Origin of the sequence: Bacteroides acidifaciens, assembly GCF_903181435.1 — a bacterium.
In the GTDB taxonomy this organism is placed as follows: Bacteria; Bacteroidota; Bacteroidia; order Bacteroidales; family Bacteroidaceae; genus Bacteroides.
The window spans coordinates 1,035,309-1,048,436 of the sequence record NZ_CAEUHO010000001.1; the positions used below are offsets into that span (position 1 = coordinate 1,035,309).

Below are 13,128 nucleotides of genomic sequence, written 5' to 3' on the forward strand. Positions count from 1 at the left end.
CCGTCAACTTAACCATAAATGTGCGTGGTTGGCGATTTGAGATTGCAAATATCAACATTTAAATCAAAGAAATCATGGGAACTAAGAAAAATTTTGTGTTAGACACAAATGTTATTCTTCACGATTACAATTGTTTGAAGAATTTCCAGGAAAATGATATTTATCTCCCTCTTGTCGTACTCGAAGAACTGGACAAGTTCAAGAAAGGAAACGAACAGATTAACTTCAACGCTCGTGAGTTTGTACGCGAACTGGACGTGTTGACCAGCGATGAACTTTTCACTGACGGAGTGAAGCTGGGCGAAGGATTGGGACGTCTGTTTGTGGTGACCAGTAAAGTGGAAGCTACTAAAGTATGGGACTCTTTTCCTATCAAGAAACCTGACCATTTGATTTTGGCGGCAACCGAGTATCTGACTGCCAAATATCCGAAAATGAAATCCATTCTGGTGACCAAGGATGTGAACCTGCGCATGAAAGCCCGTTCCATCGGCCTGCTTTGCGAAGATTATATCACGGATAAGGTTGTCAATGTAGATGTATTCGAGAAATCCAATGAAATATTTGAAAATGTGGATCCGGCATTGATAGACCGTATCTATTCTTCTAAGGAAGGTATCGACTTGGGTGAGTTCGACTTTAAGGATTTGGTTCATCCTAATGAATGTTTCGTGCTGAAGAGTGACCGCAATAGTGTATTGGCGCGTTACAATCCTTTCACTCACTCCATTTGCCGTGTGATGAAAGGCAAAAACTATGGAATCGAACCCCGCAATGCCGAACAGAGTTTTGCTTTTGAGATTCTGAACGACCCGAATATAAAATTGGTGGCACTGACCGGAAAGGCGGGAACCGGTAAGACATTGCTGGCTTTGGCTGCTGCGTTGGGGAAATTGACAGATTACAAACAGATTTTGTTGGCACGTCCTGTTGTGGCTCTTTCTAATAAGGACATCGGTTTCCTTCCGGGAGATGCACAGGAGAAGGTGGCTCCTTACATGCAGCCGTTGTTTGACAACCTGAACGTGATTAAGCGTCAGTTTGCCGCTAATTCTACGGAAGTGAAGCGTATCGAGGATATGCAGAAAAGCGAGCAACTGGTGATTGAAGCTCTGGCATTTATCCGTGGACGTAGCTTGAGCGAAATGTATTGCATCATTGACGAAGCGCAGAACCTGACTCCGAATGAGATAAAAACGATTATTACCCGTGCGGGCGAAGGTACGAAAATGGTCTTTACGGGGGATATCCAGCAGATTGACCAGCCGTATCTGGACAGTCAGTCCAATGGCCTGGTATATATGATTGACCGCATGAAGGATCAGAACCTCTTTGCACATGTCAACCTGTTGAAGGGTGAACGAAGCGAGTTGAGCGAGTTGGCTAGTAACCTGATGTAATGATGAAATATAAAACTGGCACGGATTACACGGATTTCACGGTTTTTCCAATTATCTTAAACCGCGTAATCTGTGTAATCCGTGCCTGATTTTTGCCTTTTACTTTTCCGCTTATTCTTTCTTTCCGAAATATTTCAAGAATTGCGTACGTTCGAAGGTATTGATACCTTTCACATCTTTCGTATTCAGTTTGCCTTTGAACTGGGCGATGCTGTTGAACCCTTTCCGTGCCATCCATGCAGAGAGGAAACGGTTGGCTTCTCCGATGAATGCGTTCGTGTTCTGATAAATCGCACTACAAACTTCTACTGCCGATGCACCGGCGAGAATCGCTTTTACTACTGCTTCCGCATTGACAACGCCACCGGATGCTGCATAGTCGATTTTGTCTACTGCGGCCGACGCGATTCCAATCCAGCGAAGTGGAGTGGCGAGGTCTGAAGCATTGCTGAATACTTCACCTGAGATGTGCTCCAGCTTTTCGATATTGATGTCCGGCTGGTAGAAACGGTTGAAGAGGACAACTGCTGCTGCGCCGTTGGCGTAGAGCTGGTCAATCAATGCTACGGGATTTGTCAGGTTGTCACCCAGTTTCATGATAACCGGAATGTTGATAGTCTTTTTGATGTGGCGGAGAATATCAATGTGACGTTGCTCGAAAGAACCATACGAATATTGTACGTCCGACTGCAACGCGAGGATATTGATTTCTAATGCGTCCGCACCGGCTTCTTCGATTTGCTTGGCAAAGTCCACCCATTCGGAATCAGTGTAGCAGTTGATGCTGGCAATGATGGGAATAGGGCAAACCTTCTTGCTCTCCTTAATCAAAGTCAGGTATTCGGACAACTTGTGTTCACGGATATACTCTTCCAGATAATCGCTGCCTTCAGCAGAGAAAGCCGGATCACGCAGTTGTTCCGCTTCCAGCATAATCTGTTCTTCGAACAGTGATTTCAAAACGATAGCTCCGGCACCTTCTTCGGCGAGCTTTTTATTTTTGCCGACACTGTTGGTCAGTCCCGAGCTACTGATAATGATAGGGTTTCTAAGAGAAAGCCCTGCGAAAGTAGTTTTTAAATCGGTCATGGTCATGATGATTGGTTAAATATTATAATTACGTTCTCCGAAAATCTTGCTTCCCACCCGTACTAAGGTACTTCCTGCGGCAATTGCTTCGTGATAGTCGTGTGACATTCCCATCGACAACTCCCGGAAGTCATCCGAACCGGCGAACCAAGTTTCTTTGAGCTCATGAAAGAGCTTATCAAGTAAACGGAATTCCCGGTTGATTTGTTCTATATCGTCGGTGTTACTGGCCATTCCCATCAATCCGCATATCCGCACGTGGGTGAGTCTTTTCCATTCTCCGGCATCCAGCATCTCCCGGCATTCTTCAGGACTGAAACCGAATTTCGTTTCTTCCTGCGCCACGTGTATCTGTAACAGGCAGTTGACGGCGCGTCCCGCTTTGGCTGCTTGCTTGTTGACTTCTGCCAGTAGTTTATAAGTATCAATCCCATGTATCATCGCTACGTATGGTATCATGTACTTGATTTTGTTACTTTGCAGGTGTCCGATAAAATGCCATTCGATGTCTTTGGGCAAACTTTCGTATTTAGCTGTCATTTCCTGCACCTTGCTTTCTCCAAAAATACGCTGTCCCGCCTGATATGCTTCTTCTATCGCTTCATTGGGATGGAACTTTGAGACAGCAACCAGCCGGACTCCTTGCGGGAGCTCGGCCAGCACTTGCTTTAAATTGTCAGCAATACTCATTGTCACTTATGCTTTTGACGGATCAAACTCCGGTTTGTCATTCAGGCCGGCACTGTACGGATATACGTCCATCAACGGTGTCTCGGACACCATGCCGATTTGATAATCCGCCATTGTCCCCTTCATGCCTTCGTCCAGTTTCTTCACTGCGTCACGCAAATCGGCAGCTTGTACCAATACTTGTGTGGATGTCTTCTTCTCCGCACCGCTTTTTTCATCCAGCGTGATGAAAATAAGCTTGCATTTGAACCAGCGGTCGGCACTTTCTTCGTCACTGGGGAAAAGTTCGCTATAGTTAGCACGTTTGATGTCCGAAACGGTAAACTCTCCTGAGATAAACGGAGTCATTTCTTCGATGATTCGTGCTTCGGCTTCTGTGAAGCTAAGCGCGTCAACGAGATAAGGTTCGGTTACTTTCTTCTGCATTCCGTTCTCCATTACTTTCTCATAACGGATTTTACATTCAAACCATGTATGCATTGCCATAATTTTCTTCCTTTTTAATTAATTGATATATGTAAATTGCCTACAAAGATAAACAAAATACCAAAGTAAGTGCCGAAAGCTTTTTATTTTCTTTTATGCAGATTTTTTAGTTCGAATGAGAGCATGATGCGGAAAAGTCCGATAATGAGGAAAGTAAAAGAAATCATGTACACTGCGTAAAGCGCTCCGACGGCAGGCTGCCACAATATCAGCAGAGAGCAGAGGATGGCAAGGATGCCGAACCCCATGTACCAGCCCCAGTCGCGGGTGCCGTAACGTTTCAGGTCGATGGAGTAGCCGGTAGAGGAGAAGCCGCGGAACATGAGCCAGAAGGCAATGATGAACGGTATGACTTCCATGCTTACCATCGGATAGGCAACGAGATAAATGCCCAGCACGAGGTCTATCAATCCGCCTACGACATACCATCCCCAACTGGGAACGCCTTTTTTATTGCTGATGGCAAAAACGATTTCCAGAATGCCGCTTATCAGCATGGACACGCTGAAAATGATGCTCAGGGCCACATAACTGCTTAGCGGGGAGAACATGAGCCACAGGGCTACGATAATATACACAATACCTAAAAGAAGAGAAGTCCACCAGTTTTTTACTGAATGTTGAATCTCATTGAATACAGTTTCCATACATTTGATATTTTAAATTGAATACTAGAATGATTTTGTTGGGGAATAACAAATTGAATTTAGAAAAGTTTTTTCGTGAACATATTTTGGGTAATAGTTGTTTTCTATATAAAGTAAATTTTAAATATACATGCATTATGGCAACAACAAATTTCAAAGGACAACCGGTGAAACTGATCGGTGAATTTATACAAGTAGGTAAAGTCGCTCCTGACTTCGAACTGGTGAAAACAGATTTGTCTTCTTTCTCGCTGAAAGACTTGAACGGCAAGAATGTGATTCTGAATATTTTTCCGAGTCTGGACACAAGCGTATGCGCTACGTCTGTACGTAAGTTTAACAAGATGGCTGCCGGGATGAAGGACACGGTCGTGTTGGCTATCTCTAAAGACCTTCCGTTCGCTCACGCACGTTTTTGCACGACAGAAGGTATCGAAAATGTGATTCCATTGTCGGATTTCCGCTTCTCCGATTTTGACGAAAGCTACGGTGTACGCATGGCGGACGGACCATTGGCAGGGCTTCTGGCACGTGCGGTAGTCGTAATCGGCAAGGATGGCAAAGTGGCTTATACGGAACTTGTTCCCGAGATTACACAGGAACCTGACTATGACAAGGCGCTGGCAGCTATAAAATAACATAAGTATTAAGTAATGATTTGCGGCCGACAAGTGATTGCGGCTGATACTTATCTAAAGATTTTGACCTAATGAGAACTGGTAATGAGTTTGGTATCTCGCCAAATTTAGGTTCTTGTTAGGTTGTGTTTTTTCTATACTAAACTTCAACGATTATCATGAACAAGATGAAAACTCTATTCATTGCCCTGTCATGTATGGGCGCTGCAACTCTTTCGGCTCAGACTGCCGATAGTACACAAACTTCTCCTTGGACAAAAGAAGGATTTGCCGGACTGAAACTGACGCAAGTCAGCCTTACCAACTGGGCTGCCGGTGGTGATAATTCCGTAGCTTTTGATTTACAAGGTACTTACCAAATTAATTATAAGAAAGGAAAGCATTTGTGGAACAACCGTATCGAGCTGGCTTATGGATTGAACAAGACCGGTGACGACGGGACAAGAAAGGCGAATGATAAAATCTACCTGAATACGAATTACGGTTACGCCATTGCCAAGAACTGGTATGCGAGTGCGTTTGCCACTTTTCAGACCCAGTTCTCTCCGGGATATGACTATTCGGTCAATAAGGATGTTTCTATCTCCGAATTTATGTCTCCGGGTTATCTGACTACGGGTTTGGGCTTCACGTATGACCCCGGAAAGATATTTACGGTCGTATTGTCTCCTGCTTCCTGGCGCGGTACATTTGTATTGAATGACCGCCTCTCTGACGAAGGGGCTTACGGAGTGGATCCCGGCAAGCATTTGCTGTCTAGCTTCGGTGCCAACCTGAAAGGAGAAGTGAAATATGAATTTCTGAAAAATATGACTGTATATTCACGTTTGGACTTATATTCCGATTATCTGCATAAGCCGCTGAATATAGACGTCAACTGGGAAGTGCAGGTGAATATGATTATCAATAAGTGGTTCTCGACTACACTTACTACCAATCTGATGTATGACGATGATGTGAAGATTGCGCAGAAAGACGGGACGAAAGGTGCCCGTGTGCAGTTTAAGGAGATATTGGGAGTAGGGGTGCAGTTCAATTTCTAAGATTAAAGAGAAAATTCAGGCACGGATTTCAAAAATAAATCCGTGCCTGAAATGTATTATTTCTTCTTCATTCCCTTATAAATCAAGAAAGCAACGACAAATACACCGATAGCAATAAATCCGTAGCCTATTTCGTGGCTGTATTCCGTCACTTTGGCTATAAGCTGCGCTTCGCTCTCAATGCCAGGAACTTTAGCCAGATGATAACCGATGATTGCTAAAATAGTGTTCCATAATCCGGCGCCCAAAGTGGTATAGATTAGGAATGTATGCAACTTCATCTGAGCCAGTCCGGCAGGAATTGAAATCAACTGGCGGACAGCGGGAATCAACCGGCCGATAAAGGTGGAAAGTGCACCGTGCTTGTCAAAATAGACTTCGGCATTGCGAACTTTGGCTTCATCAATCAGGCACATATGTCCGATACGGCTGTTGGCAAACTTGTAAATGATGGGACGTCCCAGCCACTTAGCCAGGTAATAGTTGATTAACGCTCCGATATTAGCCCCGATAGTAGCGAACAGAACTACCAGATAAATATTGAGCTCGTCGTTGACTGCTGCTTTGTAGGCAGCCGGCGGGATGACCACTTCCGAAGGGAAAGGTATAAAAGAACTTTCGATGGTCATTAATAAAGTGATAGTCCAATAATTCAAATGATCCAGACACCACTGGATAAAAGCTACTGATTCCATGTTTTTTAGGGATAGGGTTTATTAAATTGATTATTTATTTTCCTTTCTTTTTGCTCTCTTTTTTCATTCGCTTCAATACCTCTTTAAGAGTCTGCTCGTCTTCTTCCCTATGGTTAGGACTGGCAAGCAGGTCGAGAATGACATCTGAGCCGAGCGGATTCTTACATTCATTGTTGTATTTGAAGAAGTCCTCTATTTCGTTGCTCATCAGACTGAGAACGCTCAGTTTTTCCGTTACCAATTCATACTTCGGGTCGAGCTGGTAGGCCATCTCGTAGTATTCTTTGGCTTCGTACAGATAATCGTTGTCCGAATAAGTGGACGCTACCATATAGCACATTTCCACGCCAGGATTAATTTCTATGGCCTTTTTGAAAGCCTCGGCTGCCTGGTCTTCCTTTTCTTCCGCCAAATATACTTTTCCATCCGTCAGATAGCTAAGTCCTTCGTTCGGCCCCAGCTTTTTTGCTTTATCGCAGAGCTGGTGGGCTTCTTCGTATCTTCCCAAATGGGAGATGGCATAAGCCTTACTGGTATATGTGTCTATCAATAAGAAAGAGTCGCTTTCTTCTTCTTTTTCAAAACAGTCGATTACTTTCGTATAATATTCATCTGCCTTCTGCCATTCTTCTTTGTTGGCGTATGACAGTCCCATGAACATATAGCCCAGTTCGGGCGGGATTGACTTATATGCAATAGCCTTTTGATAATTCTCGATGGCTTCGTCCTCATTGTTCAGGTAGAAAAAGCTGTGTGCTTTGTAAGCATAGGCGTCTCCACAGTTCTCGTCGGCTGCCAATGCGAAATCGCAGGCTTCGATTGCTTTGTCAACATTCTCTTCAATGAAATGGATTTTCGCCAGTCCCATCCAGTAAGAAGCGTTGTATGGAGCTTTGTCAATCAGTTTGTTATATGCTTTGGCGGCAGCTTCATGTTGATGTGTGGCAAACAGGTAATCGGCTGTCAGAGCCAGGTAATCCTGCTCTTCGGCATATCGTTTTTTGCCTTTCTCCAACCACTCCCGGGCATTTTCAGGATACCCCAAGTCCAGAAGGAGATATACAATATCGGTGAGTGTGACGAGCTCGTCAGCATCCTCTATCGAATTTAGAAGTTCTTGCGCTTCTTCCAGCCTACCTTCGTTGAGCAGGAGTTCGGCTTTCAGCATTTTCACGTCAGGTTCATACTCTTCGGTGATTGTAGCGGCTACTTTTTTGGCTTTTTGCAGTTTTTGAGTGTCCAGATAAAGGTAGGCTTGCTCTATCAGCAGGTCTGTGTTTCCCGGGTGCAGATGAAGTCCGTAAGTAATGACTTCCTGCGCTTCGTCAAATTTTCGTTCGGTGGCATACCAGTTGGCAATGTCAGCCAATTGATTTCCATCCAGATAGATTTGTTGCTCATTAGCTTTTGCAGCTTCGTAGTTTGTGATTAGTTCGACTAGTTCCTTTTTTGCGGACGGTGATTTTTTTCTACCCATTTTAATTTTATCGTTTTTTGATTGCTAAGATGGGGCTGTTGCAAAAGTTTCATATCCTCTTTTGTCACAGCCCCATTTTATAAAGTTAAGCCGGTCGGCTTCGTTATTTGTTAAGTTTACCCCATGTGTCTTTCAAACTTACTGTGCGGTTGAAGACCATCTTTTCCGGGGTCGACTCTTTGTCTACGTTGAAGTAACCGATTCGTTGGAACTGCAGGTAGGAGAGTGGCGGCAGGGTTGCTGCGAACTTCTCTATGTAGCAGTTGGGCAATACCTTCAATGAATCGGGATTTATAATTTCTTTCATGGCTTCCAGGGCATTGCAGTTTTTAGCTTCGCGGATGGCGGCCAATTCGTCACGTGGATTTTCCACTTTCCACAGACGGTCGTACAAGCGCACTTCTGCCTGCATGCAGTGGTTGCAGCTCACCCAGTGCAATGTACCTTTCACTTTGCGGTTGGCATCGGGCATACCGCTGCGGGTATTGGCGTCGTATTCGCAATAAACCTCAGTAATCACGCCGTTCTCGTCTTTCTTGCACCCTGTGCATTTCACGATATAGGCGTTTTTGAGACGTACTTCCTGTCCCGGTGTCATGCGGAAATATTTCTTTGGGGCATCTTCCATGAAGTCCTCACGTTCCATCCACAATTCGCGGCTGAACTCGATGAGGTGGCTTCCTGCTTCCAGGTCTTCCGGGTTGTTGATAGCTTCCAGTTCTTCCACTTGTCCTTCTGGATAGTTCGTGATAATAAGTTTCACAGGATTGATGACTGCCGATACGCGGATAGCGCGGCTGTTCAGGTCATCCCGAAGGGAGCTTTCCAGCAAGGCGATGTCGTTCAATGCGTCATAGGTAGTGTAACCGATTTTGTCGATAAACTTATGGATGGATTCCGGAGAATAACCACGACGGCGGAAACCGCAGATTGTCGGCATACGGGGGTCGTCCCATCCGTTCACCAAACCTTCTTTTACCAGAGTCAGCAAGTTACGTTTGCTCATCAGCGTATAGCTCAGGTTCAGCTTGTTGAACTCGGTCTGGCGGGGACGGTTGTCGTTCAGGTCTTTACCTTCTTTCAGCCAGTCGATGAAGAGGTCGTACAGCGGACGGTGTACCACAAATTCAAGTGTACACAGCGAATGAGTCACTCCTTCGAAGAAGTCACTTTGTCCGTGGGCGAAGTCGTACATCGGATATGCCTTCCATGTAGTGCCCGTACGGTGGTGCGGATGCTTCACTACACGATAGATAATCGGGTCGCGGAAGTGCATGTTCGGGTTTGCCATGTCAATCTTGGCACGGAGCACCATAGCGCCTTCTTCAATCTCACCGCTATTCATCTTCTTGAAAAGCTCCAGGCTTTCTTCGATAGGGCGGTTCCGGTAGGGGCTTTCCACACCCGGCTGGGTAGGAGTGCCTTTTTGCTGCGCAATCAGTTCGGAACTCTGTTCGTCGATATATGCTTTTCCTTCCTCTATCAGGCGGATAGCGAAATCCCATAATTGCTGGAAATAGTCGGAAGCATAATATTCATTGCCCCAATGGTAACCTAACCACTGGATATCTTCTTTGATGGCTTCTACGTATTCCACGTCTTCCTTGGTAGGGTTTGTGTCGTCGAAACGAAGGTTACATACACCGCCGTGCTTTTCTGCGATGCCGAAATCAAGGCAAATAGCTTTGGCATGACCGATGTGAAGGTATCCGTTAGGTTCGGGCGGGAAACGTGTCTGTACTTTTCCACCATTCTTACCCTCTTGCAAGTCTTTCTCTACTGCCTGTTCTATAAAGTTCAGGCTTTTCTTTTCACCTGCTACTTCTTCGTTTTTAATATCTGTCATAACGATTTATGTTAATACATGATTTAGGCTACAAAAGTAGGACATTTTTTTTATTTAACCGGAATATAACCGCTCTTTTTTATGATGTCCTGCCCGTTGGGTGAAAGAATGTATTGAATCAGGGGAGCGACTTGTTCCTTGTTCTTTACATTGTAATAGTAGTAGAGCGGACGGACGATGGGGTAGGTCTTGTTGGTAGCGTTCTCCACTGTGGGCGTGGCATAGTGACTTCCGTCATAAGATACGGAGAGCGTTTTGATGTGGGGGGATACGTATGCCAGTCCGACGTATCCGATAGCTCCTTTCGTCTGGCTGACGGATTGGATGATGGCACCCGTAGCCGGCATGGAAAGGCTGCTCGCCATGTAGTTTTTATTTTTCAGGACACTCTCTTTGAAAAACTCGTAAGTGCCGGAAGAGGTTTCGCGGGAGTAAACCACTATCTTGCGGTCGTCTCCGCCTACTTGCTTCCAGTTGGTTATCTTTCCGCGGAAGATGTCTTCCAGTTGTTGGCGGGTGAGTTTCTTCACCGGGTTGGATGGGTGCACCACGACGGCAAGGGCGTCGTAGGCCACAATCACTTCGTCCACCTCTTCGCCTGCCGCCTTGATTTTCATCTTTTCGCTGAATTTTATCGGGCGGGAAGCCATTGCGATGTCCGTGGTGTTGTCCATCAGGGCGGAGATGCCGACACCGGTTCCGCCGCCGGTCACGGTGACACGGGCATCGGGCTGCTGGTTCATAAACCGTTCTGCTGTTTGCTGTGCGACGGGCAATACCGTGTCGCTGCCTTTGATGCGTTGCGCATTGGCACTGAGGGAGAGCAGGGAAAAGGCTATTAGTAAGTTTCTTCTTATTTTCATAATGATTCTTTGTTTATTGCTGGTGCAAATAAAGCAATCGGATATTACATTTCTGTTTCATACGGCGGGGAAACGGCATTTGTAATACAAATGTAACAGGATTGAAACATTTCCTTCAAACGTTAGTCACATTATCTTAATAAGGAGATGCTTTCTTTGCATCAGAAATCAACAGGTATGAAAAAGTTTTTAGAAAAGATTATAGAAGGAGTTTTGACTTGTAGCGGTTTCGTAACAAGTATTACTATTTTGCTGATTGTGCTCTTCCTGTTTACAGAGGCTTTTGGGTTATTCAAGAGTAAGGTCATTGAGGAAGGGTATGTGCTGGCACTGAACAAGACGAATAAGGTAAGTGTATTGAGCCCTGCCCAGATAAAGAATATTTTTGACGAGGAGATAACGAACTGGAAAGAAATCGGTGGGGAAGATATTCCTATCCGGGTTTTCCGTTTAGAGGATATCACGCAGTATTATACGGAAGATGAACTTGGTCCTGCCTATGAATATGCGGGCGACAAGATTACGGAACTGGTAGAGAGGACACCGGGCATTGTGGCATTTGTGCCGCAGAAGTTTATCATTCATCCGGATGCGGTGCATTTCATAGAAGACAATACGATTTCTGTCAAAGATGTTTTTGCGGGCGCGGAATGGTTCCCGACGGCTACTCCTGCCGCGCAGTTCGGCTTTCTGCCGTTGATTACCGGCACGCTGTGGGTGAGCTTGTTCGCCATTCTTTTTGCTTTGCCATTCGGGTTGTCGGTTTCTATCTATATGTCCGAGGTCGCGAATCCGAAAGTGCGGAACTGGCTGAAGCCCATTATTGAATTGTTGAGCGGTATTCCTTCCGTTGTCTACGGCTTTTTCGGGTTGATTGTCATTGTCCCGATGATTCAGAAAGTATTTGAACTTCCGGTTGGGGAGAGCGGTCTGGTAGGCAGTATCGTGTTGGCTATAATGGCATTGCCCACTATCATAACAGTGACGGAAGACGCGATGAGGAATTGTCCGCGTGCTATGCGGGAAGCGAGTCTGGCATTGGGAGCAACGCAGTGGCAGACGATATATAAGGTGGTGATTCCGTATTCCATATCGGGGATTACTTCGGGGGTGGTGCTTGGTATTGGGCGTGCTATCGGGGAGACGATGGCGGTGCTGATGGTGACGGGAAACGCGGCGGTGATTCCGACTACGATTCTTGAACCGTTGCGCACCATCCCGGCTACCATTGCGGCGGAACTGGGGGAAGCGCCCGCCGGCGGGTCGCACTATCAGGCTTTGTTCTTGCTGGGTGTCGTTCTGTTCTTCATTACATTGATTATCAACTTTAGTGTGGAGTACATTTCCTCTAAAGGATTAAAACGTAGTAAATAACATGGAAATAAGGAGTAATAATAAAGCAAAACACCGTTCGCAGAAGATTGCTTTCGGAATATTCCGGCTATTGAGCCTTTGCATCGTGCTGATATTGTTTGCGATTCTGGGTTTCATTATTTATAAGGGGAGCGGTGCTATCAGTTGGGAGTTTCTCACGTCGTCTCCTACGGACGGAATGACAGGAGGCGGCATTTGGTCGGCTATTGTCGGAACTTTCTACCTGATGGTGGGCAGTGCACTGTTTGCTTTCCCGATAGGGGTGATGAGTGGCATTTATATGAATGAATATGCACCGAAAGGCAAGTTGGTACGCTTTATACGGGTGATGACCAACAATTTGAGCGGTATTCCTTCTATCGTGTTCGGGCTGTTCGGTATGGCGCTGTTTGTCAATTACATGGGGTTCGGCGACAGTATCCTTGCCGGTTCTTTGACATTAGGTTTGCTTTGTGTTCCTTTGGTCATTCGTACTACGGAAGAAGCGTTGAAAGCCATTCCCGACAGTATGCGTGAGGGTAGCCGGGCGTTGGGGGCTACGAAGTTGCAGACCATATGGCACGTCATTCTGCCGATGGGGATGCCGAACATTATCACGGGGCTGATTCTGGCGTTGGGACGTGTTTCGGGCGAAACGGCTCCTATCCTGTTCACTTGTGCCGCATATTTCCTGCCGCAGTTGCCGACGGGGATTTTAGACCAATGTATGGCGTTGCCTTACCATTTGTATGTGATTTCTACGAGCGGAACGGATATGGAAGCGCAGTTGCCGTTGGCTTACGGCACGGCATTGGTGTTGATTGTGATTATCCTGCTGGTGAATCTGCTGGCAAATGCATTGAGAAAGTATTTTGAGAAAAGAGTAAAAACGAACTAAATT

13 protein-coding genes are annotated in these 13,128 nt (G+C 45.7%); 5 read left to right on the forward strand and 8 right to left on the reverse strand.

From position 1 onward, the window contains the following. The first annotated feature begins 74 nt into the window (after positions 1–74). Positions 75–1,400, forward strand: coding sequence for a PhoH family protein (locus CLIN57ABFB40_RS04170; protein WP_175629012.1), 1,326 nt, complete (start codon positions 75–77; stop codon positions 1,398–1,400). Positions 1,401–1,511: 111 nt separating this feature from the next. On the opposite strand, the gene CLIN57ABFB40_RS04175 is transcribed toward CLIN57ABFB40_RS04170, so the two are convergent. From CLIN57ABFB40_RS04175 to CLIN57ABFB40_RS04190, 4 genes are all read right to left on the reverse strand, one after another. Further along, positions 1,512–2,489 (reverse strand): dihydroorotate dehydrogenase-like protein, encoded by a 978-nt coding sequence (locus CLIN57ABFB40_RS04175; RefSeq protein WP_175629013.1) that lies wholly within the window; start codon positions 2,487–2,489, stop codon positions 1,512–1,514. A gap of 15 nt (positions 2,490–2,504) precedes the next feature. Next, entirely contained in the window at positions 2,505–3,179 is a 675-nt protein-coding gene (locus CLIN57ABFB40_RS04180; RefSeq protein ID WP_175629014.1) for a YggS family pyridoxal phosphate-dependent enzyme, read from the reverse strand. A 6-nt stretch (positions 3,180–3,185) separates the two neighbouring features. Continuing rightward, the gene (locus CLIN57ABFB40_RS04185) at positions 3,186–3,665 is read right to left on the reverse strand and encodes a DUF4494 domain-containing protein (RefSeq protein ID WP_175629015.1); all 480 of its coding nucleotides are present in this window, start codon (positions 3,663–3,665) and stop codon (positions 3,186–3,188) included. 83 nt (positions 3,666–3,748) lie between these two features. Next, positions 3,749–4,312: an HdeD family acid-resistance protein gene (locus tag CLIN57ABFB40_RS04190; protein ID WP_175629016.1), complete on the reverse strand. Its 564-nt coding sequence runs from the start codon at positions 4,310–4,312 to the stop codon at positions 3,749–3,751. A 137-nt stretch (positions 4,313–4,449) separates the two neighbouring features. Between CLIN57ABFB40_RS04190 and tpx the strand changes: the two genes are divergently transcribed. Together tpx and CLIN57ABFB40_RS04200 are read left to right on the forward strand one after the other, a co-directional pair. Beyond that, on the forward strand, positions 4,450–4,950 hold the full coding sequence (gene tpx, locus CLIN57ABFB40_RS04195; protein WP_175629017.1) for a thiol peroxidase: 501 nt from the start codon (positions 4,450–4,452) through the stop codon (positions 4,948–4,950). A 158-nt stretch (positions 4,951–5,108) separates the two neighbouring features. Next, the gene (locus tag CLIN57ABFB40_RS04200; RefSeq protein WP_175629018.1) at positions 5,109–5,993 is read left to right on the forward strand and encodes a DUF3078 domain-containing protein; all 885 of its coding nucleotides are present in this window, start codon (positions 5,109–5,111) and stop codon (positions 5,991–5,993) included. Between the two features lie 56 nt (positions 5,994–6,049). Here the strand turns inward: CLIN57ABFB40_RS04200 and CLIN57ABFB40_RS04205 are convergent, their stop codons facing one another. The 4 genes from CLIN57ABFB40_RS04205 to CLIN57ABFB40_RS04220 form a co-directional block, all read right to left on the reverse strand. Next, complete coding sequence (locus tag CLIN57ABFB40_RS04205; RefSeq protein WP_175629019.1) at positions 6,050–6,688, reverse strand: DedA family protein; 639 nt, start codon at positions 6,686–6,688, stop codon at positions 6,050–6,052. Between the two features lie 34 nt (positions 6,689–6,722). Continuing rightward, complete coding sequence (locus tag CLIN57ABFB40_RS04210; protein ID WP_175629020.1) at positions 6,723–8,165, reverse strand: tetratricopeptide repeat protein; 1,443 nt, start codon at positions 8,163–8,165, stop codon at positions 6,723–6,725. Positions 8,166–8,268: 103 nt separating this feature from the next. After that, entirely contained in the window at positions 8,269–10,011 is a 1,743-nt protein-coding gene (locus CLIN57ABFB40_RS04215) for a glutamine--tRNA ligase/YqeY domain fusion protein (protein ID WP_175629021.1), read from the reverse strand. A gap of 50 nt (positions 10,012–10,061) precedes the next feature. Further along, positions 10,062–10,874 (reverse strand): PstS family phosphate ABC transporter substrate-binding protein, encoded by an 813-nt coding sequence (locus tag CLIN57ABFB40_RS04220; RefSeq protein WP_175629022.1) that lies wholly within the window; start codon positions 10,872–10,874, stop codon positions 10,062–10,064. 177 nt (positions 10,875–11,051) lie between these two features. On the opposite strand from CLIN57ABFB40_RS04220, the gene pstC reads away from it, so the two are divergent. Further along, positions 11,052–12,248, forward strand: a complete 1,197-nt coding sequence (gene pstC / locus CLIN57ABFB40_RS04225; protein WP_175629023.1) for a phosphate ABC transporter permease subunit PstC — start codon at positions 11,052–11,054, stop codon at positions 12,246–12,248. A gap of 1 nt (position 12,249) precedes the next feature. Beyond that, on the forward strand, positions 12,250–13,125 hold the full coding sequence (gene pstA / locus CLIN57ABFB40_RS04230; RefSeq protein WP_175629024.1) for a phosphate ABC transporter permease PstA: 876 nt from the start codon (positions 12,250–12,252) through the stop codon (positions 13,123–13,125). Positions 13,126–13,128: the final 3 nt, after the last annotated feature.